Origin of the sequence: Corynebacterium sp. (assembly GCF_030532965.1) — a bacterium.
GTDB lineage: Bacteria > Actinomycetota > Actinomycetes > Mycobacteriales > Mycobacteriaceae > Corynebacterium.
In genome coordinates this window covers 72774-96842 of record NZ_JAUNKC010000005.1, presented here as the reverse complement: position 1 = coordinate 96842, position 24069 = coordinate 72774, and the positions used below count along the sequence as shown (strand labels likewise).

Sequence of the window (24069 nt, the reverse complement as noted above, 5' to 3'; positions counted from 1 at the left end):
AAATGATAAATCTAGGGAAAAATTTTTCCGGGTGACGAAGTTCTCTATCGAACCGCGATGACTGGGGCACCCGAAATATCAAGCTGTCCTTCAGGTCGAGACAATGCGGCAGCGAAGGCTACGGCCTTATCGCCATTGTTTTCCGGCGCGCCCCAGAAAATCACCCGGCCGTCGTGAAGCACCAATTCCACCGCGATGCTGTCTTTGATACGGATCTCGGCGATATGGGCTTTCATGTCCGGGCCGATGGCCTCAAGCACCCCGATCACTGACCGCAGAAAATTCGCGTCATCCTCAGAGGCACCGGTGACTGCAATCGCTCCTTCTGGGTGATTCTCAATAACGAATGCCACGCCGTTGGAATTAATCAGGTGGTCGCCATCGTCTCGTGGCGCATACAGGATGGCCTCGTGTTCCTGCAGTTTCACTTCGATGGTGGAGGGAAGTTTCTTCACCGCCGTCGCCGAGGCAATCCACGGCAGCCCAACAAGCTGTTCTGCGACGTCGTTTGTATCTACCCGTAGGACGTTTTGCCCCACCAGTGGCTGGGTTATGGCATCCAATTCTTCAGATGTGGTTTGTACCTGACCAGCCACATCTACCTTCTTAACGGTGATTACCGGGTAGAGCCATAAGGTCAACGCCACGCCACCGATGATGACGAGCCCGAGGACGGTGATGAGAAACTTTTTCATAACTGCCTTTAGTCAGCCGACTGCTCTTCGCCCCGTAATTGCAGCAAGATTTCGTCGGCAAGCATCGTAACGGAACCTGCCCCCATAGTAATCACCATGTCCCCAGGCTGGGCGATCCCAGCGATAACGTCCGGTACCCGGGAAAAATCCGGTTCAAATACGGCAGGTTTAGTCATCCGCTGCGTGATAATGCGCGAATCAACGCCTTCGACTGGTTCTTCCCGTGCGCCGAAAATATCGAGAACCACCACGTGATCGGCAAGCGACAACGCCTCGGCGAACTCGGCGGCGAATTCCATCGTGCGGGAATACAAATGAGGCTGGAAGGCGACCACTACCCGCCCAGTGCCGCGCGCGTCGATCTTTTCCCGTGCCGCAGTCAAAACGGCTTCCACCTCGGTGGGGTGATGCGCGTAGTCGTCGTAGACTTCTACCCCACTAAACTGCCCTGCTTCCACTGCCCCATGAAACTCGAAGCGGCGACGCACGCCAGTAAAACCAGAAACCCCGGCGGCGAGTTTCTGCAAATCCCCACCAGCTTTGACGCCTGCGGTGATCGCGGCGGCTGCGTTTAACACCATGTGAATCCCTGGTATCTGTAGGGTAATCACGACTTCCTTGCCCAAGACCGTCAACCGCGCGGTGGTGACATTATCGCCAACCTCGACATCTTCCACGATTGTGTGCGCCAATTCCGGGTGCTTTTTGGCAGCCGCAGCCGTACCATAACCCACGACCGTGACGCTGTCTTTCTTGCGATGACCCAATTCGGCCGCGTGGTCGTCGTCCAAGCAAACAATTAAACAACCGGAATCGGAAACCCGGTCGGCGAAATCGGAAAACACCTGGAAATACGCTTCCGGGGTTTTAAAAAAGTCCAAGTGATCTGGCTCGATATTGGTCACGACAGCAATGTCCGGGCTGTACCGCAAAAGGGAGGCGTCCGATTCATCGGCCTCCGCAACGAAGCATTCACCATTGCCCTGGTGGGCGTTGGTACCGGCCTTATTCAGTTGGCCACCAATAGCGAAACTTGGATCCATCCCAGCCGCTTGCATCGCCACCACCGCCATCGACGTGGTGGAGGTCTTACCGTGGGTACCGGCGATCAACACCTGGGTCGAGCCCATCATCAATTCGCCCAACAGATCAGAACGGCGGATGACCGGAATCCCGTTTTCCGCGGCTGCCACCAATTCCGGGTTGTTGTGTGGAATCGCCGCAAACGACGTCACCACAACGGTTGGCAGTTCACCCGCGAGCCTTAGGTTTTCGGCATCGTGACCCACTGCGATTGTTGCACCCATGGAACGCAAAGCCAGAATCGGGCGGGATTCTTTTACGTCGGAGCCTGTAACGACCGCACCGCGACTCAGCAGGATTCGAGCCACCCCCGACATACCTGCTCCGCCGATACCGATGAGATGAACCCGGGAAAGATCATAAGTGTTGGTCATGAGAAACGGTCGCGTTCCTTTCATATGTACATGTCAATGATGGGGTGGCGTGTTTGTATGCTGTTTGAGCGATAAAACGCCGTGCAGTGGGAGCCGACACGAGCCTTAGGTGGCGGTAATTTCGTCCACTATGTCCGCTATAACTTCCGCAGCATTGCCTGCCTTGGAGGAAATAGCAGCCTGTTTCATTTTCGCCAAAGCGGCGTCGTCGCCCAAAAGATTTGATACAACATGCGGGAACCGAGCTTCAATCTCAGCGTCGTTAATCAACAACGCGGCTCCTTGTTCCACTACTTCTTCCGCGTTTAGCCCCTGCTCACCATTACCGTGCGGCAATGGCACATACACGGCGGGCAGTCCCGCTGCGGTGACTTCGGCAACCGACATCGCGCCAGAACGGCACACAATCAAATCCGCCACGGCATAAGCTGCAGCCATGTCTTCGATATAGGGCACCGCGCAGTGGTGTTCGCGGGGTGTCGGTGGCTCATTCTTAGCGCCGAAAGCGTGCAGAATCTGGAAACCAGCAGCCACCAAATCAGCCGCTGCGTTTTCCACCGCGGCGTTCAGCGACGCCGCTCCCTGCGAACCGCCGGTCACGAATACGGTTTTACGGTTGGGATCTAGACCCCAGGTGGTTACTGCCCGCTCCCGAGCTTCCGCGCTTTGGGCCGCTTCGCTTATCGACGCCCGGATCGGGATTCCCACGACCCGCCCCTGCATGCCGGAATTCTTCACGGCATTAAGCCCTAAACCGCCCAGTTTCACGCCAAGCTTATTTGCCATTCCGGCGCGGGCATTAGCCTCGTGGACGATAAACGGAATACCCACCATCTTCGCCGCCAAATATCCGGGCGCTGCGACATAGCCGCCAAAACCGATGAGGATATCCGCGTCGTGTTCTTTTAAAATCTTGCGGGTTTGGGCAATGCTTTTGATGAGGCGAAACGGCAATTTGAAAAGATCGCCATTGATACTACGGGGAACGGGAACCGGATTGATGAGTTTCAGTTCAAAACCTCGGGCGGGCACGAGACGGGTTTCCAAGCCGCGATTAGTGCCCAATGCAATCACATTGCTGCCGCGCTGCTTGAGTACGCTCGCAACCGCAAGAGCTGGTTCAATGTGGCCTGCAGTGCCACCACCGGCAACGACAACGTTTAGGTATGTCTTTGTCATGTCTTCCATTGTTCCCGTTCAAATGAATATATTCAGGAAGTTGAAAACTTCTTCATTTTTGCTCACCGTAGATTTCAGGTACGAGCACCAAAACGAAACGATACTCCACCAGCACCCGCCAAAGCTATTAGCGGATTGCATCATCCTAACCCGCTACGCGGCTACCGTTCCCGATAAGGGCGGGAGTTTCGATAACTCCCGTCTCGTATCCCATCCCGATAGGGTTGCTGCCCGGGTTCCGGGCGAGACCTGCCACGATACCCTGCGCCCCGTTCCGAAATCGGTTGCCGCAGCGTCTGACCGCCGCGCCGCGATCCGGCGCGTTGCGCCCCACCGCGCTGAACGCCGGTGCGGGTGGGTGTGTCCCGAAGCCGTTGGTCGCGTACTCCCGGGCGACGTAGTTGGCGGGACTCAGGTTCCACCCGGGCCACACCACCGCCGTTGCGGGGGTACCTGTTTTCGCCACGCCTGGACGGGTTGTCAAGTCCCTTGAGGGTTGGTTCCGGCAGGCGGAGTAAGTTTTCGAAGGTTGGCTTTCCGTAATTTGCCATCGCGGAAATCGTTTCCGGTTCATGTCGCGCGCAATTAGCCAACAGCCCCATCGCCGCCAATGTAATCACAGCTGAGGTACCGCCAGCAGAAATCAGCGGCAGCTGAATACCCGTAACCGGCAGCAAACCAATAACGTACCCAATATTGACGAAAGCCTGCGCCACCACACCTGCGGTCAACGTAGCCGCCAACAGGGACAGGAACTGGTTGGAGGTTTTCATCGCAATTCTAAAGCCGATGAAGCCCAGCCACCCGAATAGCGCAATAAACAGAATGCCGCCAACAAGCCCAAGCTCCTCACCGATGATGGCGAAGATGAAGTCGTTTTTGGCTTCGGGAAGGTAAAACCACTTCGCACGTGACTGTCCGACACCGACCCCGGTCAGTCCGCCGTCGGCAAGCGAAAGGAACCCCTGGTAGGACTGGAACGCGGCATCCTTCGACTCCTCGAAGTGCCCAAACAAGGCGTCGAAATACACCTCAAAGCGTTTACCACGAAACCCGCCTGCGAGTCCCAGAAGGCCCACGAAGAGTGCCACAACGCCGCTGATCACCGCAAGGATCTTTCCGTCGAAACCAGCGAAGAACAAGATGGCGAAAACCACCGACAAGAATGTCATTGCCATACCGATGTCTTGTTCAAGAACGATTAGCAGACACATGGCAGTGGCCACGCACAAGAACTTAAAGTACCGACTATCGAAGGAAACCGCGGTATATCTATGTCCAGCTAAATAGTGCGCACCCCATACCGCGATGGCGACTTTGGCAATCTCAGACGGCTGAAGGCTGAAGAAGCCCAGGTTGAGCCAGGACTGCGAGCCTTTTGATTCCAAGCCAGTACCAATGCCTGGAATCAGCACCGCGATCAGGAGGAGAAACGCAACCCCTAATAGAATCCCGGAGAATCGGCGCACCCATTTAATGGGCATACGCATTGCCAGCCACATGGTGACGAACCCCAAGATCACCATGATGCTTTGCCTGAGGGTGGTCGACCATACGCGTTGTCCGTCAGCAACTGAGGTCGACATTGAGGCGCTCATCACCATGGCGACGCCGAAGAATGCCAGCAGTAAAACCACCAACATGATGTTGAAGTAATCGAAGTATGGCCGCCGGAATATATCTTCACGGCGACGCCGGAGCAGTTCCCACAACGTGGGTTGCGCTTTTCCGGAGCCGCGCTGGCCTGCGGTTTGTGCCGGTGCGGTCATGATTACCTCTACTCTATGAACATCGTGGCAATTACTGGGATTCTCCTTCGTGCTCATCAGTAACATAAGCACCAAGATGCTCACTAATATACTGGGTAAACAGATTTCCGCGGTGCGCCATACCGGAATACATGTCTAAAGATGCCGCGGCAGGGGCCAGAACGATCGCATCGCCCGGCTCCGCCTGCGTCACCGCCCATGCACAAACCGCCGTCATTGCTTCCTCAGGGTCGGTCGCATCGGTGACAAATACTTCCGCTTCGGGTGCCAGCTTTTCGACGGCCGCAGCGATCACCGCGCGATCTGCCCCCAGCACCGCAACGGCTTTCAACCGCTTGGCGTGCTTGGTAATCAGCTCGGTGACGTCTGCATCTTTGAGCTGGCCGCCTGCGATCCACACGATGGATTCGTACCCGGACAGCGCGGAATCAGCGGCATGGGGATTGGTAGCTTTGGAATTATCGACCGCCACGATGCCGTCGTTGTCCGCAACAACTTGGCCCCGGTGCCCAGCTACCTCAAATGCCGCCAAGGCGGCTGCCACCTGCGCGGCACTAACGCCCACCGCGCGCGCCGCGCCTGCGGCTGCCAATGCATCGTACATTCCGGCGGTTCCAGGCGGCTGAATGCCGTCCGCTTCGGCTAGCACGACCTCCGATTCATCGGTAACGACATCACCGTCAACGACCATGCCGGTGGCGTCGACAAGCTTGCCGTCCCGGATCCCCAATTGACCCGGCACCGGCTCAGCCAAGGTAAAACCAACGATGTTCTCCGTTGTTTCCAACGCGGCTACCTGCTCCATGACCAACGGATCGTCCGCGCCAACAACCGCGATGGGAGCCTTAAGCACCTTGGCCTTAGCTGCGGCGTATTCGGCCATCGACCCGTGCCAGTCGATGTGATCCTCGGCCAGATTCAGCAATATCCCCACCTCAGGGATCAAATCCTTAGACCAGTGTAATTGGAAACTCGACATTTCCACCACGAGCACGTCCGCCCGATCGGCGCTGGTTAAAGCATCGGCCACGGAAACACCGATATTTCCCACCGCGACGGCCGCTGCGCCTGCTTCCACCAACATCGCAGCCAACATAGCGGTCGCAGTGGTCTTGCCGTTAGTACCGGTAACCACCAACCAACTCCGGCTGGGGCCGAACACCTTGGCTTGATCCAAGCGGTAGCAGACCTCAACATCGCCGAGAACCTCTAGCCCGGCTTCAGCTGCCGCCACCAACAGCTCCGCCGTCGGCGACCACCCGGGTGAGGTAACGACGCAGCTATAGGCATCCAACCGTTCTCGCGCCTGCGCAACGGAAATCCCGACGGCACCAGTCGCCTCGGCGGCCTCGGTCACGGCGGTGTCGTTGTCGTCCGCGATCTCCACGCTGACGCCCAGATCAGTGAGAAGGTGAGCGATCCCCCGCCCCGAGATTCCCGCACCGGTTACCAATACCGGGCCAGCAAGAAAAGTCGGTAACTCCGCTTGGGCAGTCTCAGTAGTTTCGGTAGCCATTGTGTTTAAATTCCTCCTAGCGACAGCCATTCACCGTAGAAAATAGCCGCGCCAAATAGTGCTGCAACGGAAGCGATCAGCCAGAACCGAATCACCACTGTGGTTTCGGCCCAACCACCGTTTTCGAAATGGTGATGGAACGGCGCCATCCGGAAAATGCGAATCTTGCGGGTACGGTAGCCGACCACCTGGATCACAACGGAGGCAGCCTCGATAACAAACAACGCCCCGACGATAATCATCAGCAATTCGGTGCGTGATGCAACCGAGATGCCTGCCACCAAACCGCCAAGCGCAAGCGATCCGGTATCGCCCATGAAAATCTTGGCAGGTGCGGCGTTCCACCATAGGAAGCCAAGACACGCGCCCAGGCCAGCAGCCGCCAAAACCGCGAGATCCAACGGATCCCGGACGTCGTAGCAACCAGGGGCCGCGGAATCGGCGCAGGAATTGCGGAATTGCCAGAACGTCACCGCAGCGTAGGCCCCCATAACAATCGCGGTTGCCCCGGATGCCAAACCGTCGAGACCATCAGTCAAATTGACGGCGTTACTCCAGGCGGAGATCAGGATATACATAAACGCCAAAAATACGATGATGCCGAAAATACCGCCGCCAAAAGCAATGTCTACCGTATCTAGATCCCGCAGAAAACTAAGGTGCGTCGATCCGGGCGTTAAGCCGTCTTCGTTCGGAAACAGCAGGATCATAATGCCGAAAGCCAGGGACACCGCCAACTGGCCAGCTAATTTCGCCCGCTTATTCAGCCCCAGATTCCGGCCGAGATACAGTTTGATGAAGTCGTCGGCGAAACCCAGGCCGCCCAATGCCAGGGTAAGGCCTAAAACCAAAAGTCCGGAAGCGGTGAAGCCACCAACATCGGTGATCTCACCGTAGGTTGCGGTGGATACGTAGGCGACGGTGATGCCAGCCAGGATCGCAATGCCGCCCATGGTGGGGGTTCCGCGTTTACGAAGGTGCGACTTCGGACCTTCCTCCCGAATCTCCTGGCCTAATCCCACCGCGCTGAACTTTCGTATCAGCCACGGCGTGATAAAAATGGACACCAGTAGACCAATGGCCCCGGCGAGAATCATCTGGGTCATTGCTTAGTTCTCCTGCTTTCCGTCATTCGCCAAAACTGCTTCAGCGACCTTCCACAGTTGGTAAACATTTGATGCCTTTGCCAACACCACGTCAGAAGGCTGCACTTCGTCCAACACGATCCGAGTGGCTTCGTCGCAATTGGCCGCTGCAGCAACCTTCAACCCTAATTGATCGGCCGCAGAAACCATTGCTTCGCTGTAACCATCGTTGCCAACAATTATCAGTTGGTCAATTCCACTTGTTGCCACGACACCAATCAGTTGGTGATGCTCGTCGATTGCCTCCTCGCCTAATTCCGCCATCGGGCCTAAAACCGCGATGGCGCGGGCACCGTCACCTTGGTGTTGCTTGGTTTTAGCCAAAGCTGCTAACCCGGCCCGCATGGATTCGGGGTTGGCGTTGTATGCATCGTCAATCACCACTACCCCATCCCCCCGTTGGCGGACATCCATTCGGTGGGCAGAAACCGGAACGTGCTGTGCTACAGCCGTAACAATATCGGCGAAGTCAATCCCCGCAGCCAGTCCTACCGCAACGGCTGCAAGCACGTTGGAAACCTGATGCATCCCGGACAGCTGAAGTGTAACCTGCGCCGAGACAACGTCCCCGTCATGAGTTTTCGCATATAACCGAAACGCCGGGCGGGTGAGAGCATCTAGTTCAATGTCTTCAGCCCATACTCGGGGCGGTTGCTGACCGTAAAAGGAACCACTCGATGCCGCTGTGTCCGATGCCGTCGCCGATTCGGTTGGTACTAAACGATACGTCGTCGAATACAGCCACACGTCAGCCTGAGTACGGCTTGCCATCGCGGCGACGAACGGGTCGTCGCCGTTTAAAATCGCGATTCCGGCTGCGGGCACTGCTTCGACCAGTTCGCCTTTGGCCTGGGCGATATTCTCCCGGGAGCCGAACTCACCGAGATGGGCGGAACCGACATTTAGAACCACACCGATTGCCGGTGGCGCGATCTCTGCCAGCTGCGCCACATGCCCAATACCCCGGGCCGACATTTCCGCCACGAGGAATTTGGTTTCTGCTGTGCAGCGCAGCGCGGTGTACGGATGGCCGATCTCATTATTAAAAGATCCGGGAGGGGCGACGGTAGGGCCTTTTACACGCAGTACGGAAGCGATAGTGTCTTTGGTCGAGGTCTTGCCCGCCGACCCCGTGACACCAACGACCGTCAGCCCGCCTTCGCGTCCGGCCAATTCGTCGACGACAAACCGCGCCAGCTTCGCCTGTGCTGCTAGCACTGCGGCTACTGAACCGTCCGCATCGTGCTCGGTGGCGTAGGAAACCGTATCGCTCGCCGACTTTTCCACCGGCGGCACGATAACCGCAGGCACGCCTACTGGACGAGCTGCCAAAACGCCGACCGCCCCGTTATTCATGGCTGTTTCGGCGAAATCGTGGCCGTCAACCCTAGCGCCAGGGATAGCGAGGAAAAGGTCGCCGGGGTTCACAGCACGGGAGTCGAATTCCACGCCACCGGTTATTTCCTCCGCTCCGGTGGCGTCGGCAAGCGTGCCGCCAACAATGTCCGCGATAGCGGCTAACGTGAGATTAATCATTGTGCGCTACTTCCTTGCCCATCCGAGCGGTGATCGCTGCCTGCAGTTCTTCACGATCGTCAAAGTGGTGCTGCACTCCCGCAATGAGCTGGCCAACTTCGTGGCCCTTGCCCGCGACCACAATCACGTCACCCGGCTGCGCCCAGGCAACCGCCGCTTCGATTGCTTGTCGACGGTCGCCGATCTCCCGAACCTCAACCCCCGGATTAGCCTCCTGCACCGCGCTATCGGTGGTTCCCGCTAACACCGCCGCCCGGATGGCTGCGGGGTCTTCCGAACGAGGGTTATCGTCCGTGATGATCACGAGATCAGCCCGCTGGGCTGCTTCCTTCCCCATGATCGGCCGCTTTCCGGAATCCCGGTCACCGCCTGCTCCTACCACGATCGCAATCCGCCCGCTGGCCTGCGTGCGAACCGTGTCCAAAACCGCCGCGATCGCCGCCGGTTTGTGGGCGTAATCGACAATCGCCAAAAAATCTTGGCCGCGATCGATGCGCTGCATCCGACCCGGCACGCCAACCTGTGCGATACCCGCGATCACCGCTGCCCGATCCGCGACACCAGCGGCATCCGCTAACGCGACTGCCAGCGTGGCATTGGCAACATTGAACTTTCCGGGCAGTGGCACAGTAAGCTCAGCCGCGCCATTGATGCTTGTCAACGAACATGTCTGAATCCCATTCGCTGCCACCTCAATGTTGTCGGTGCGGTAATCAGCGTTGTCGTAACACGAGGAATCTGGGCTAGTTGCAATCGTCCACACCGCGCTATCGTCACGCTCCGCGCAGGCGACATCAAACATTTTTTTGCCCCACTCATCATCGACACAAATGACTGCTCGATCCGCCCGAATCGGCGAACCCGCGGCGAAAAACATCGCCTTGGCCTCGAAATACTCCGCCATCGAGGAGTGGAAATCAAGGTGATCCTGCGACAAATTGGTAAAGCCAGCCACATCGAAATCCACGCCTTGAACCCGGCCCAGCATCAAAGCATGGGAGGAAACCTCCATCACGACATGGCTTACACCTTCATCGCGCATGCGCCGGAATAACGACTGCAGGGTCGGGGCCTCCGGGGTGGTCAATGAGGTAGGAACTGGCTGACCAGCGATCCGGGTACCGGTGGTGCCTATGAGCCCCACTTTCAGCCCGGCCTGCATTAACCCAGCTTCCAGCAGGTAGCTGGTGGTGGTTTTGCCGGAAGTCCCGGTAATGCCGATCACGGTCATATCCGCCGATGGATTTCGGTATACCTCGGCGGAAACAGTACCGAGCACTTTCCGCACATCGGGCACTTCCAAAACCGGTCGCGTTTCGCCCTCTTCTAATAAGATCAGCCACCCGGCGTGGTCGGTAATCACCGCTGCGGAATTGGTGCGCGCCGCGAATTGCGCCCCGTGAACTTTCGTTCCTGGAAGCGCGGCAAACAATCCACCTTGTTCTGTATCCGACGAATCTAAGCTGACAGAAGTTATCGCCTGCGCCAGCAGATCAGTGGGGGCATCGGCTACGCTTTCCGGCACGTGCACGGTGGCGTCGATAAGCGTAGCGAGATCAGAAATCGTTGGTGTCATTGTCTAGCTCGCGCTCCTTTCACTTAATAGTTCGTTTCACTTGTTGGTTAAATGTGGCTGTTGTGCTGGGGATTAAGGTGGTACCCGCCGACACAGCGTCCTTGTATGAAATTAGTACATCGCACCGACATGGCAGGGGCCGATCGGCAATCAGATTTTCCGTTCCGGGGCGCACACTGCGGTTATTATGCGCAAATGCCCCCAAACGGTAACCAAGCCCACAACTTTACCCCGTCTATGGGGTAGATCCGCCATCGGCGTTTCCAGGGCGCAATTACTGAGCCTGCAAAACCAATTGCCCTTCCATCGGCGGCGAAAGCGGAACGTTATCGCGATCAAGAAGCCAGGATGCGATGTCGTGGAATAGCGGCGCCGCAGATTGACCGCCTTCGCCGTGCACGCCGCGCGTTGGATTATCAAGCATCAAGGCCACCACGAAACGCGGATTGTCTGCGGGCGCAATACCCGCGAAAGTAATCCAGTATTTCGAATTGGAATACGCCCTGGTATTGGGATCGACCTGCTGGGCGGTACCAGTCTTACCTGCAATCTGATACCCCTCGACGGCAGCACCCGCACCGGTACCCTGCTGGATTCCGGATGGATCTGATTGCACAACTGAACGGAACATATCCACCACGGTGCGCGCCGTTGATTCCGACACCACCCTGGTCTTCTTCGGCGCGGGCTGTTCGATCACTTCGCCAGTATTGTCCCGGATTTCCGCCACGATACGCGGCTCGATTCGTTCGCCACCATTGGCAAGCGTTTGGTACACCCCTGCCATTTGCAGCAACGTCAAGCTCATGCCCTGTCCGATAGGCAGGTTGGCAAAGGTGCCGCCGGACCACTGTTCCAGTTGTGGCCGCAGACCAGCCGATTCACTCGGCAGTTCGATACCGGTTGCCTGTCCTATGCCGAAACCAGTCAGGAGGGAATCGAAGCGCTCCTCCCCCAGCCGCTGCGCCAGCATCAAGGTTCCCACGTTGGATGATTTACCAAAGATTCCCGTGGTGGTGTACGGAGTGGGGCCGTGATCCCACGCGTCCTTCACGTTCACGCCAGCCATGTCAATGGAACCGGGAACCGTCAGCACTTCGTCCGGGGTGGAAAGGCCATCTTCAATCACGCCTGCTGCGGTGATAATTTTGGCAACGGAGCCAGGTTCGAACGGTTCCGAAACCGTCGAATTGCCGAATTTCTTACCCCGATCAAGTTGTTTTTGAACATCCCCCATCGGGTTGATCGAATCAGTATTGGCCATCGCCAGCACCTCAGCGGTTTCTACATCAAGGACCACCGCCGAAGCACCCTTCGCCCCAGAATTGGTCTTTGCCTGCTCAAGCTGCTGCTGGACGTAGGTTTGCAGATCAAGATCGAGAGTGAGGGTTACATCCGAACCATTCATGGCGGCGACTTGGTCGCGGGTGGTACCAGGAATAATCTGCCCATCGGTGGAGACGTCCACCACGGTTTGCCCATTAATGCCGGAAAGAAGCGAATCGTTAGAGGCCTCGAACCCGAACTGGCCTTGACCGTCTTGGCTGATCTTTCCAATCACGTTGGATGCAACTGAACCGTTTGGGTACTGCCGGATGTCTTGAATATCTGCCGCGATGCCATAGTGTTGTTCCGAAATCGACACCGCGACATCCGGGTCGACGTTGCGCACCAATACTTCGTAGGTGGTATCCGCATCCAGTTTTTTCCGGATTTCCTCCGACTTGATTTCGCTTGTCGACGCCCCAGTCTCGGCAATAATCCGCGGGATGTCTTCTGAATATGAGTCCAAATAATCAAGGACTTTTTGATCAATGCGCTTTTCGCGTTCGTCTTTGCTCAGGTCGTAGTAATTATCAACCGTTTTGGCAAGATCGGCATTCGCCACATAGCGCAGTTCTTTGCGCAGATTCTTCGGCGATACTGTCAGCGAACGCGCCTGCATGGTGTAAGCAAGTTGCTGGCCGGAGCGGTCTTGGATTTCCCCACGGCGGGCCGGGTCGGTATACACCCGATACCGCTGGTCGGCTGCCCTCTGGCTCAGCTCAGGCCCCCACACCAACTGCACCCAGGCCATGCGCCCGGCCAATATTAGGCACACACCGATAGCGATGATTTGAACCCACCGAAGCCTGCTCAACATCGTTGCCCGCTGCGTCACAGGTCGGGACGGCTTCTGAGTGGGGTGCCCCTGGGGTTGACCCTTTTGACGAGTACGGGGCGAGTTGACTGCTCGCCCCGTTTGGCCAGATCTCGGCTCGTTCACTACTTACACCTTAGTTGGTTCACTCTATCTAATTCCCGGACGGAACACTTGCAAGATATGGCGCAACGTTCGGCAAGGATGGCTGCACCGGTTGCACCTCATTGAGATTGCCGGAAACCTCTTGCGTCGCCACCGGGTCGCTAGAAGCAACCCGTGGTCGAACTTGCTGACCATTGACATCAACTATAGGGCGAGTTACATCACTCGGCGGGCGTTGCTCCACCATGTCGCCGTTTTCATTTCGAATTAGTATTCCCGGCTGGTCGGGAACAACCAGTCCCATCTCCTGGGCCTGCCGCGCAATTTCCGCAGTAGCAGACACATTTTGCAGGTCACGATTCAACGTTTCCAGCTGATTGTGCAGCGTCGCTTCCTGATGCCGCAATTGCTGAATCTGGAAGGTTTGCTCCGTGGAAAGGCCCGACAGCACCATCGCCATGACGACACCAAAGACCAAAATCAAGGATGTTGACGCCGCAAACCGAACTTTCTTCGGGTCCGCCTTCGGTCGCACCAACCGCTTACCGCGCTCGGTAAACACCTGCTGCGAACCTGCGGAACGCTGAAACTTTCGCTTCGGCGCCGCCGTTGGCCGGGGCCGATGCGGCACCCGGGTAGGCGCACCTCCAAAGTTACGCTGCTCCACCACTGGTGCGGATTCGGTAAGAACCATCGTGGTGGCACCGGACGTGCTTAAATCGCGCGACGTGTATGCCGACGGACGATAGCTTTTCGACGACCTGCCGCGCGCATAAGAAGACGCATCACGATTGTGGGCACGACGAGTGTTCCTGCTATCCCTACGGCGAGGTTCTCTAATTTGATACTGAGTGCTCATTCTTTCGTCTCCTTTCTGTCATATACGCAGCTTCCATCCGGGTTCAATGCTTCGATTGCTCGAACTCGAACAGGTGCCGCCCGCGGATTTTCCGCGATCTCTGCTTCGGTAGCTTTTTCTGCGCCACGGGTGACCAACCGGAATTTCGCCGCATATTCCGGAAGGTCCATGGGTAACCCTGGCGGGGTTTTCGACTGGGTAAGCTCGGCGAAATATTTTTTCACCAGCTTGTCTTCCAGGGACTGATAGGACATGAATACCGCCCGACCACCTGGAATCAACCGCTCGGTAATGAGCGGAAGAACATTCTCGATGGCCTCTAGCTCTTTATTCACTTCCACCCGCAATGCCTGGAAGGTTCGTTTGGCCGGATACCCACCCGTGCGCCGGGTCGCAGCCGGAATCGTTTCGTACAACAGCTCCACCAACCGCGCCGACGTCGAAAAGCTACGTTTCTCTCGCTCTTTCACGATCGCCTTGGCGATTTTTCCCGCAAACCGTTCGTCACCGTAGTTTTTCAGAATCCGAGCCAAATCCCCATGCGAATAGGTGTTAAGTATGTCAGCCGCGGTGATGCCCTCGGTATCGTTCATGCGCATGTCTAACGGCGCATCAACCCGATACGCAAAACCCCGTGCTACTTGATCGAGCTGCATCGAGGACACACCCAAATCAAACAATGCACCAGCAATACCACGATCCAACGCCGCCTGACATGCAGAATTTCCGGATTCTGCGGCTTCTTCCATGGACTCTACAAATTGATCGAAGCGAGTATGAAGTCCAACGAACCGATGTCCGAACCGCTCCAATCGGTGCCGCGCCGCCTCCAGCGCATGAATGTCCCGGTCCAAACCAATCACGTATGCGTCTGGGAAACTTTCGAGGAAAAACTCCGAATGCCCACCAGCGCCCAAAGTCCCATCAACGATTACCGCACCCGGCCCCGCGTGGGCCACCGCAGGTGCCAATAATTCCGTCACACGATTACGCAGCACTGGCACATGCCCATGGTTGGCTGCTAGTTCGTCCTGCAACTTTGTCGTTTGTTGTTGGGGATCAACCATCACAGCCCCCTCTCTTGCACCGTGTCCGTTTATTGTCTGTTCCTACATATGGCGGTGTGCATAGAGCCCCACTCAAGTAAAAGTTCTGATATCGGGGAAGTACACCAGACCTATTCACTTCGAGTGGAGTTCTTACGCACACTCCCAATGCGTTGCAGCAATCGCCTACTACAACAGGCCACCCAGCACATCAGCATTTGCCTCGGCAAACGCTGCCTCTGTCTCCGCCTGGTAGCGGTTCCAGGATTCGGCGTCCCAGATTTCCAGGAAATCCATCGAACCAATGACGACACATTCCTTTGTCAACCCCGCATACGCACGATGCGCCGCCGACAAGGTGATTCGCCCTTGACCGTCCGGGCGTTGCTCGTCAGCACTGGCCGCCAAGTTTCGGATGAACGCCCGGGCTTCGGGGTTTGTGCGTGAAACCTCAGCGGCTTTACGCGCCCGTTGGATGAATTCTTCTTTGGGATAAACCGCCAAAGAATGATCCTGCCCTTTCGTCACCATTAACCCACCTGCTAGTTCCTCTCGGAATTTCGCCGGAAGGGTCAATCGGCCTTTATCGTCAAGCTTCGGCGTGTAGGTACCAAGAAACATCTCGGAACACCTACCTCTCCGAAAACCTCCGCGATAAAACGAGCAACTTCCTGCAGATCGAAGAAAACTGAGTCACATCAGTCCCAACTTTCCCGTCACTGTCCCCCACAATACCCCACAATCCCCCACTTTTTACACTCCGCCTCAATTTTCTTCGCTACTTTTTCAAAAATATGCACGTTAACCTGCTATTTTCCTGGTGGGGAAAAATGACACGCCACCCCCAAAACCTCGGAAATAGTAGGTAAAAATTCATAACAATAGTCACAACTGCCCAACCAACCCCTATAGCCATTCTCGTAACTTACAACTGCAAACGACAACAACTGCAACGCACATCCTGGGGATTTCCGATTTCAAACCCCGCTCAACTGGCAAAACACCAGCAAGAAACAGCAAATAAGCTACCGGCCACACTCTCCTCCCCGTGGGGCAAAGTGGGGAATGTGGGGCGAAGTGGGGCGCGCAATCCCCCGCCAAAACAGTACATCCGATACTTATCTGGCATGTAATTTTCATCACAATCAAATCCAGGCCGCCGTCACCGATCCCATCACGCCAATCCCCGCACCCAACTAAGCATCAGAATCAGGAACAATCTTCCAGTCACCTACCCTGCAGCTCCGCATCCGGTTTCGTGGGTTTTGCTAACCCGACCGAAGCCGGCCTTGCCGACCATTCGGATGTTTTAACCCCAAGGCAGTTTTCTTTTGGACTCACCTTCTTCCCCAGTGCGCTCATCACTATCGCCATCAACAAATACACGGCGGTGTTTTATGCCGGTTTCCTGGAAGTCGGAGATTGTGTTTAACGCCTGGTTCTTTCCTGCGGTTTTGGTGCTGGGTAGGGGGAATCTCCGACTTGATGCGGTGACGGGGTGTGAAAGTCGGAGATTTCCGAAATTCGAACAGTTCTAGTTGGCTGTGACCCCAGGTTTTGCGCAAATCTCCGACCTGTAGAAGTGTGTGGGTGCTTGTCGACGCCGCCAGCGCGGCCTGTGGGTTGGGGTTGTTGTGCCGGTTTTCTGGAAGTCGGGGATTATGGGTGGCAGTCGGTTCTCTCCTGCGGTTTTGAAGTGTGGTGGGTGGATTCTCCGACTTGATGCGGTGACGGTGGGTTACCCGTTTGGGGGTGTGTGCATTTTTTATGGAACCGATTGGGGTGATGAGTGAGTCTAACTCTATAGAGCACGTTGTCTATATGGTTTTACACTGGTTGTCAGTGGCGTTGAAAGGCGGTTTTGAGGAAATGGTCAAGAAAATGTCAATGCATGCCAGGACTATGCCTAATCAGATGACAGCTCGTTCAGCGCACCGCGTCTTGATAGCGACTGTGGTGTGTTGTGTCTTTCTGCTTTCTGGCTGCGGGTTATCTGCACCTTTTGCTCAGTACTTGGCTGCCAAAAACCAGTCGCAATCCCACCAACAGGCAGCGTCATCGCAGGCGGATCAACTGAAAACGCTCGGTGAGGTGTTGGAAGCGGGTACCGGAACGTTTGATCCGATCGATCCAAGTTTTGAGATTTTCGACCCCTGTACGGAAGTGACCAAGGAACAATACGCGCAATTCGGACAAGAAATCTGGCACGAGTCTCATGTATTGCGCGATGATTTTGCAGCTTGTACCACTTTGCCTACTGAAAGTTCCAGTAACGATATTGGATTTAATATCTCAACTGATGTTCTTACTTATGAACATGTACAGTCATTAGGTCTCATTGTGGATCAACCGCTAGTGCATTTACCGGAGCACTGGTACCAACATAAGCTATCGGACAATGACGATGAGTTGGATTGCACTATAGCTGTGCAAACTAACAGAGGACGTATAAACGTTACCTCGCTTGGTTCGAGTTTGATCTTTGGGTTGACGCCTGAAAAATCCTGTCAGGAAGCAGTAGATATGTTGCAGAAAATCTTTGCTCTGAAAGGATAATCAATGTCCATGTTGATTAACTCGCCGTCATTTAAAAGTGCATTTGATGGCATTAAATCTGCCCAAACCGATGCATTGTCTATCTATCATGTGACGCTTCGAAATACGTTAAGCGGATCATTTTCACCATTGTCTGGGTTACACGAATTAGGAGTCAATCATGCTCAGGTGATCCAGGGTGGGTTAGGAAGTGCCAACGATGTGTTGGTGAGCTTTCAGGATTTGGTTGAGTGGTTGGGGATGAATCTCCGGTTAAACCACATGGCGTTTACTGGTCATGATCTCGCGCTTTCACGTGGGTTGGATACCGCGGATTCGGGTGGGACGTTTGAGCATGATGTTGCGGAGTTCGCGTCGAAACCGGCGTCGTCGTTTGCGGATTTCCCATTCCTCCCACCTACCCCGGTTCCATCGGTGTCGTTGGAAACGTTAGTCGCACAGTTGGGTGCGACACAGTCCGGTCAAGCTGCCCAAGCTGCCGCGGACTGGCAGTCAATGGCCACCCAGGCTACGAGTATCGCTACACAACTGGAGGGTATTGCATCCGAGTTGTCGTCGCAGAATCAGGGGATTGCGGCGTTGCGGGCAACCGCGGGGATGAAGGCTACTGCGGCGAAAGCGTCGTATTTCGCGGCGAATGCTACGGAGATGGCTCGGTCGGTGGGGGTGTTGTCGACGATTGCTCCGCATTTTCATACTCAGGCATCTCAAGCGTTGTCTGCGTTGCAGACTATTGCGAACCCTGCGGAAAAAGAAGCAGCAGAGAAGTTGTATCTGACAGCATTTCATGGGGTGTATAGCGGTGCGTTATCCCAAGCAGTACCAGTGATTCGGAATTTGATGATTGATAACAGTGCTGGTGTTGGTGGTGGTAGTGCCGCAATCGGGTCGGATTCTACTGGCGCACCGCCCTCACCTGCGACGAGTACGCTTCATCCTGTGGGGATGGGGACACAGGCCGCATCGACTGCGACTCTTCCAACTACTGGTGGGGTGGGTGCACCGGCAGCACCGGCACCGGGTATGCCACCGATCACCGGGCTTCCTACAGGAGCAGGACCGGGTGGTTCCGGTGTGTCAGCACATGCGCCGGTATTTAGTGGACTGACACCCGGTGTGTCTGGTGGTCGGGGCGGTATCAGTGGTGGGAGTATTCCTGCGTCTGGTGGGCTCCGGCACGGGCACTCCGCTACCAGTGGTGGTGCTCGTAGTAACACTGGTACTGGCATGGGTGCCGGTATGAGTGGGATCGGTGGTTACGGTATGGCCGGTGGGGCAGGTTCGGCTGGCATGCGAAGCGGAACCGGTGGTGCAGGAAGCGGTCGTGCATTCGGTGCTGGTGGTGGTGCTGGTGGTCGTGGATTCGGTAGTGGTATGGGTACTGGTAGTGGGGTTGGTGCAGGACCGAAAACCCCACATGGAACCGGCAACGGCAGCAGTGTGGGAAACAGTGCTGGCGCAGGCGGTGTGAAGTCAGCCGCTGGTGCTGGTGGTGCAAATAGTGGCGGGCGTGCTGGTACCCCGATGGTCGGGGCACCGATTGGTGGGCAGAACAACAACAATAATGAGAATCAGCGTAAGCGTAAGAAGCCGATACGGGGTATTACTGCAAGTGTTGAACGAGACGCCAACCTCAAAGCGTTGTTGGGGGAACAACCCAAAGTAATCCCAGGCGTTATCGGAAGCTGGGTACGCGAATAGCTAATGGGCCCAGTCGGTGCGAAAATAGGCGATCTATTGGCTGGGGGCGCGTCGTTTGGGCGTCGAAAAGCAATAAACCCCGATTATCGTCGGGGTTCATAGTGCTCTTGTGGGGTGTTTAAACGCTTGCCAAGAAGTCTTCAGCGATCTTCTTCGGGCTTGCCTTTTCAGCGCCAGCGGAGCGTTCGTTCATTTCGATGAGGCGTTCCGTGGTGAGTTTTTGGTTGATCGCATTGATGACGTCCCGTACCTCAGGAGCGACGGCGGAATCGCGTAGAAGTGGTAGAACTTGTTGCGGCAGAATCATGTTCTTAGGGTCTTCAAGAGTAACAAGATCGGCACCGAACAGCGGGCTTGTTGTGTAAATATCGGCGATGTCGGCAGCACCGGATTGCAGGGCCTCAATAGTAAGCGGCCCGCCGCTGTCGGAAATTGCTAGGAAGTCTTTGACGGGGACGTTATAAATATCCTTGAGACCGGCCGCACCGTAGGGGCGATCTTTCAACTCGGGGTTACCGGCGACGGTGACGGATTCCAGCGCAGCAAGATCAGCAAGTGTTGTGAGTTTATGCTTTTCAGCAAATTCCCGAGTAACCCGGTACGCGTCTTTGGATTCAGCTGGTGCGGGCTCCCCCGCGGCGATTTCTTCCGGCAGTACGGTTTTTAATTTCTCGATGATGTCCGCAGATGTTGCACCAGTCGGTAATTCTTCAGAGGTTTTGGAGAGGTAGAACTGCGTGACGTTGCCAGAATACTCTGGCACAATATCGACGCTGCCCTCCGCGAGTGCTTTTAGATAAACTTCACGGGAACCAATGCCAGATTTAATGGCAACATCGTATCCTTTAGCTTCCAGCGCTGACGCCCAAATAGTGCCGATAATTTCCGATTCCGGGAAGTTAGCGGTTCCAATAGTAATAGTTGAGCTATCGTTTGTGCTGCTTGCGCCAGTTGATTGCTCAAATGGGTCAGCGGCGCAAGAAGCTAATAAACCAGCGGTGACCACCGCGGCCACGGTGCGAAGTAGTTTTTTCATGGTTGATTATCCTTTTCTATCTCAGGGTGATGTTTATCAAGCTATTTCCGAACTGGAAACCGGGTGTCGGCTTTGTGTTGCGCCCAGGCAAGTAGGACGTCGGCAAGCAATGCGAGCACCGAAACAGTAATCGCGCCGATCAGCACCATCGTGTAATCGCGCAACGCAATTCCATCGATGATGTAGCGGCCCAAACCGCCCATGCCGATGAAAGCTGCCACCGTCGCCGTTGACAGAACCTGCAAAACGCAGGAACGAAAACCACCGAGAATGCTCGGTAAAGCAAGCGGCCAGGCCACCTGGCGGATCACTTGGCTTGAGGTCATTCCCATTGCGAACGAGGCGTCGTAGACAGCCGGGTCGACGGTGCGCACGCCGTTGATCGTTCCAGCAAGCACGGGTGGGATCGCCAGGATGATCAACACCACTACCGCCGCGAACAGGGAATGCCGGATCCCTACATAGAGCGTTGTGAGTGTGAGCAGACCCAGTGTTGGTAGGGCGCGCAGTCCACCGCTGGCAGCCAAGACGAGTTGTGCCTTGCCGCTGCGGCCTAAAACAAGGCCTAAACTGACGCCGATTATTGTGGCGACGATGATTGCTACCCCTGAGATTTGGAGGTGTTCCAGAATGCGAGTGAGTAAATTATCCATGCTTCCTCCGCCACGGAGCAACAACCCGGGTAAGCGCCAACAGTACGACGTCGAAAAGCACCGCCAAGACAACAGTGCCGATGACGCCTGCGGCAACTTCGGTAGGAAATGCTCGGTTAAAACCGTTGGTGAAAAGCGTGCCCAGAGATTCGACGCCGATCAACGCGCCGACGGACACCAAGCTGATGGTGCTGGCTGACACAACCCGCAGCCCAGTAAGCATTTCGGGTAGCGCCAACGGCAATTGCACCGCCCACCACCGATGCCGATTTGAATATCCCATGGCTTGGGCTGCGGCCAACACTGATCCGTCGACGGATTGCAACGCATCCGATGTGTTTCGCACTTGAAGCGCCAAACCATACAGTGTCATCGCGATGATGACGTTGAGCGGCGACAAAATCGAGGTGCCAATTATCGTCGGCAAAACCACGAATAGCGCCAACGACGGAATTGCGTACAACAACCCCGAACCGATAATCAGCGACTGATTCATCCGTTGGGAGCGCTGGGCCCATGCACCTAGCGGCAAGGCCAAAATAAACGACAAAACCACTGGCGGCCATACCAAATTGATATGCGCGAGCGTCAACCTAATCAATAGGTCTTGGTTTGCGGCTATCCAATTCATGAACCCAGGACACCCCGCACACGCCCATGTGCATCGACGATCACTTCTTTGTTGTTGTGCGACGCTACGTGTAATTTTCGATCATCAAGACCGACGAATTGCGCGACGAATTCATTGGCCGGAACGGTAATGAGTTCCTCGGGCGTACCGGCTTGTTCGATCTTCGCCCCAACGCTGAGCAATACAACTTCATCCCCCAGCCGAAACGCCTCATCAATATCGTGGGTGACCAGGATGATCGTTTTGGCCAGGTTCTGTTGCAAGCGCAACATCATGGTTTGCAATTCCCGACGAACCACGGGGTCAACCGCACCAAACGGCTCATCCATGAGCAAAATATCTGGCTCGGCGGCCAACGCCCGTGCCACGCCGACGCGTTGGGCCTGCCCGCCGGAAAGTTCGGCCGGATACCGATCGGCCAACGCCGGGTCGAGGTCCAATAACTGCATGTAACGCGCAACATCGGTCGTCTTGTTTTGCAGCTGCGCCACCATCGAAATATTGTGGGCGACCGTTCTGTGGGGCATCAAACCGCCTTGCTGCATCACATAACCTATCGATCGGCGCAGCTGCACCGGATCACCCTGGGCGATGTCCTCACCCCGAACGATAATCCGGCCGGATGTTGGTTCCTCCATCCGGTTAATAAGCCGAAGTAACGTTGATTTGCCGCAACCAGACGACCCCACCAAACAGGTAGTTTTCCCCTCCTTAAAGCGGTAGCTGAAATCCTGCACCGCAGATAAGGTGGCTGGTTTTTTGTTGTTTGCGGAATACGTCTTTGTTACGGAATCAAAAAGAATCATAATTACCTAATGTAAGAAATTGTGGCGAAGTGGAGACTCACCTAGACCAACGACATGCGGTCATTAGCATGTGCCATCTAATCAACGCCTCATCGAATAAGCGCGGAATCTACAAGGCCATTGTTTGCCCAACGATCAGCGCGCTATCGGACATCCACCTCTCATATATCGCGGCATGCTCAAATCCAGCTTTCGGTAACCAGCCTAACCACTTTTTCATTTCCTCCGGTTGTCAGTTCGCTGGAAGTGTTGGGCCAGCAGTTTAAAATCCTCCCATTACAACGACGAAATGACGACAATTATTCCCGGGGCTTTTCGCAGTTCACACCGCATACAACACAAAAACCGGTTTGCCGCACTACGCGCACAAACCGGTATGAAAGAAATATTTAAATTACAAACGTTAATTCTCGAACCGACGCCGGAAATTGTCTTCCATGCGGTCGCCTAATCCGCCGCGCCGCCCACCGGAATTACCAGCGGTCGAGTTACCTAACGACGCATGCCGAACCGCACCGCCACCGCGCAACATCCAGACGCCACCAGCCACCATGACCAGGAACCCTAAGACGCTTAGCGCTACCAGCCACAGCGTCACTTGGCTTAAGGCAACTCCAGTAACCAATAGAACAAGACCGATAACAATTACTGCTATTCCACGTAGCGTGACCAGGCCCTGCTGCCCACCGAATTCACCGCCCGCAACGGCAGCACCGAACTTGGGATCTTCGGCGAGCAATGATTGCTCGATTTCCTTGAGCAATTGTTGCTCATGCTCGGAAAGTGCCACTATTCCTCCCATTGGCGAGTGATCCGACAACGATGGTCTTAGCATTTATTTTGTCAGGTACCGCAAATGTACCAGCTATTTGCCAATCCATCTGTTGGTTATGAATATACAACTAAGTTACATTAATAAATAATGTCCATCTACCTGTTACAACGACAACAGTAATAGTAAAGTTCCCCGCGCCGTAAATCACAGATAAGACCACCACCGAAAGAACGGGAACGAAAGGTTGATGGTGAAAACAGCGGGCACCATCCGCCAACCGGAGTTTCAGCTACGCGGCCGCTGGAGTTCCACCATCATTAAACTCAACTGCATCGAGGAACTCGCCAGCTAGCCGAATCAATCGATCCACAACAGCCGCATCTACCTCGGTATCAATCCCACTCGAAACCCGAGAACGCAGCCGCGAATACTGTCCTAGCGTGTCCGCCCACTGCGCCGACACCGCATCCACCAATCGCAATTGATCCCAGGCGTTGGTTGGCTTACGGCTACGTTTTGCTACCGCACTTTGCGCAATCCGCGCCGCAGCGGTACGGAGTGCAGCTTGGTAGGCGTATTCCAACGCAAGATCCAGCCGCCCCTGGCTGCGGTAACCGATCGCCTCGGACAACAAAAGATGTGCCTTATGGATAAATTCTGCGCTTTTGACTGGGCGGTCGTTAAAACGTGTTGTTGCAGAGACGACGGTGCTCATAATCTCCAACTCCTTTCTTACGAAAATAACTTTGAATGAATGCTTTAAACTTCTGTCATCATTCGCCGTTGGTTCCACACACTGTAGAAAATGACCCGAACATGACCTACCCCCATTATAGAACGCCCGTTCGAGTTTGGAAAGGGGTCGAATATAAAAACTTCGACAATTTC

The 24069-nt window shown here is 55.5% G+C and carries 21 protein-coding genes; 3 read left to right on the top strand and 18 right to left on the bottom strand.

What is annotated here, in order from left to right; translation table 11 throughout:
* Nucleotides 1–44: 44 nt before the first annotated feature.
* The 12 genes from Q4D85_RS04140 to mraZ form a co-directional block, all read right to left on the bottom strand.
* Nucleotides 45–695, bottom strand: coding sequence for a cell division protein FtsQ/DivIB (locus tag Q4D85_RS04140; RefSeq protein WP_303198414.1), 651 nt, complete (start codon nt 693–695; stop codon nt 45–47).
* An 8-nt stretch (nt 696–703) separates the two neighbouring features.
* Complete coding sequence (gene murC, locus Q4D85_RS04135) at nt 704–2152, bottom strand: UDP-N-acetylmuramate--L-alanine ligase (protein ID WP_303198413.1); 1449 nt, start codon at nt 2150–2152, stop codon at nt 704–706.
* Between the two features lie 105 nt (nt 2153–2257).
* Nucleotides 2258–3331, bottom strand: coding sequence for an undecaprenyldiphospho-muramoylpentapeptide beta-N-acetylglucosaminyltransferase (gene murG, locus Q4D85_RS04130; protein ID WP_303198412.1), 1074 nt, complete (start codon nt 3329–3331; stop codon nt 2258–2260).
* A 161-nt stretch (nt 3332–3492) separates the two neighbouring features.
* Nucleotides 3493–5100: an FtsW/RodA/SpoVE family cell cycle protein gene (locus tag Q4D85_RS04125; protein ID WP_303198411.1), complete on the bottom strand. Its 1608-nt coding sequence runs from the start codon at nt 5098–5100 to the stop codon at nt 3493–3495.
* Between the two features lie 31 nt (nt 5101–5131).
* Complete coding sequence (gene murD, locus Q4D85_RS04120) at nt 5132–6616, bottom strand: UDP-N-acetylmuramoyl-L-alanine--D-glutamate ligase (protein WP_303198409.1); 1485 nt, start codon at nt 6614–6616, stop codon at nt 5132–5134.
* 5 nt (nt 6617–6621) lie between these two features.
* Nucleotides 6622–7722 (bottom strand): phospho-N-acetylmuramoyl-pentapeptide-transferase, encoded by a 1101-nt coding sequence (gene mraY / locus Q4D85_RS04115; RefSeq protein WP_303198408.1) that lies wholly within the window; start codon nt 7720–7722, stop codon nt 6622–6624.
* Nucleotides 7723–7725: 3 nt separating this feature from the next.
* Nucleotides 7726–9297: a UDP-N-acetylmuramoyl-tripeptide--D-alanyl-D-alanine ligase gene (gene murF, locus Q4D85_RS04110; protein ID WP_303198406.1), complete on the bottom strand. Its 1572-nt coding sequence runs from the start codon at nt 9295–9297 to the stop codon at nt 7726–7728.
* The gene (locus tag Q4D85_RS04105) at nt 9290–10873 is read right to left on the bottom strand and encodes a UDP-N-acetylmuramoyl-L-alanyl-D-glutamate--2,6-diaminopimelate ligase (RefSeq protein WP_303198405.1); all 1584 of its coding nucleotides are present in this window, start codon (nt 10871–10873) and stop codon (nt 9290–9292) included. Before Q4D85_RS04105 ends, murF begins: the two co-directional genes overlap by 8 nt.
* 274 nt (nt 10874–11147) lie before the next feature.
* Nucleotides 11148–13016 carry a penicillin-binding protein 2 gene (locus Q4D85_RS04100; RefSeq protein ID WP_303198444.1) on the bottom strand — a complete coding sequence of 623 codons (1869 nt, stop codon included), beginning with the start codon at nt 13014–13016 and terminating at the stop codon, nt 11148–11150.
* Nucleotides 13017–13167: 151 nt separating this feature from the next.
* Nucleotides 13168–13977, bottom strand: coding sequence for a hypothetical protein (locus tag Q4D85_RS04095; protein WP_303198404.1), 810 nt, complete (start codon nt 13975–13977; stop codon nt 13168–13170).
* Nucleotides 13974–15044, bottom strand: coding sequence for a 16S rRNA (cytosine(1402)-N(4))-methyltransferase RsmH (gene rsmH, locus Q4D85_RS04090; protein ID WP_303198403.1), 1071 nt, complete (start codon nt 15042–15044; stop codon nt 13974–13976). Before rsmH ends, Q4D85_RS04095 begins: the two co-directional genes overlap by 4 nt.
* A 168-nt stretch (nt 15045–15212) precedes the next feature.
* Nucleotides 15213–15644: a division/cell wall cluster transcriptional repressor MraZ gene (gene mraZ / locus Q4D85_RS04085; protein ID WP_047262508.1), complete on the bottom strand. Its 432-nt coding sequence runs from the start codon at nt 15642–15644 to the stop codon at nt 15213–15215.
* Between the two features lie 637 nt (nt 15645–16281).
* Between mraZ and Q4D85_RS04080 the strand changes: the two genes are divergently transcribed.
* The 3 genes from Q4D85_RS04080 (at nt 16282) to Q4D85_RS04070 (ending at nt 19280) form a co-directional block, all read left to right on the top strand.
* Entirely contained in the window at nt 16282–16455 is a 174-nt protein-coding gene (locus tag Q4D85_RS04080; protein ID WP_303198401.1) for a hypothetical protein, read from the top strand.
* 410 nt (nt 16456–16865) lie between these two features.
* The gene (locus tag Q4D85_RS04075) at nt 16866–17579 is read left to right on the top strand and encodes a DUF3558 family protein (protein WP_303198399.1); all 714 of its coding nucleotides are present in this window, start codon (nt 16866–16868) and stop codon (nt 17577–17579) included.
* A 3-nt stretch (nt 17580–17582) separates the two neighbouring features.
* Nucleotides 17583–19280 (top strand): hypothetical protein, encoded by a 1698-nt coding sequence (locus Q4D85_RS04070; protein ID WP_303198398.1) that lies wholly within the window; start codon nt 17583–17585, stop codon nt 19278–19280.
* Nucleotides 19281–19398: 118 nt separating this feature from the next.
* Here the strand turns inward: Q4D85_RS04070 and Q4D85_RS04065 are convergent, their stop codons facing one another.
* The 6 genes from Q4D85_RS04065 to Q4D85_RS04040 form a co-directional block, all read right to left on the bottom strand.
* Nucleotides 19399–20316, bottom strand: coding sequence for an ABC transporter substrate-binding protein (locus tag Q4D85_RS04065; RefSeq protein WP_303198396.1), 918 nt, complete (start codon nt 20314–20316; stop codon nt 19399–19401).
* Between the two features lie 41 nt (nt 20317–20357).
* Nucleotides 20358–20969, bottom strand: coding sequence for an ABC transporter permease (locus tag Q4D85_RS04060; protein ID WP_303198395.1), 612 nt, complete (start codon nt 20967–20969; stop codon nt 20358–20360).
* Entirely contained in the window at nt 20962–21600 is a 639-nt protein-coding gene (locus Q4D85_RS04055) for an ABC transporter permease (protein WP_303198394.1), read from the bottom strand. The genes Q4D85_RS04060 and Q4D85_RS04055 overlap by 8 nt, the downstream gene beginning before the upstream one ends.
* Nucleotides 21597–22406: an ABC transporter ATP-binding protein gene (locus Q4D85_RS04050; RefSeq protein ID WP_303198393.1), complete on the bottom strand. Its 810-nt coding sequence runs from the start codon at nt 22404–22406 to the stop codon at nt 21597–21599. The genes Q4D85_RS04055 and Q4D85_RS04050 overlap by 4 nt, the downstream gene beginning before the upstream one ends.
* A 403-nt stretch (nt 22407–22809) precedes the next feature.
* Entirely contained in the window at nt 22810–23196 is a 387-nt protein-coding gene (locus Q4D85_RS04045; RefSeq protein WP_303198392.1) for a DUF3040 domain-containing protein, read from the bottom strand.
* Nucleotides 23197–23470: 274 nt separating this feature from the next.
* Nucleotides 23471–23896: an SAV_6107 family HEPN domain-containing protein gene (locus Q4D85_RS04040; protein ID WP_303198391.1), complete on the bottom strand. Its 426-nt coding sequence runs from the start codon at nt 23894–23896 to the stop codon at nt 23471–23473.
* Between the last annotated feature and the right edge of the window lie 173 nt (nt 23897–24069).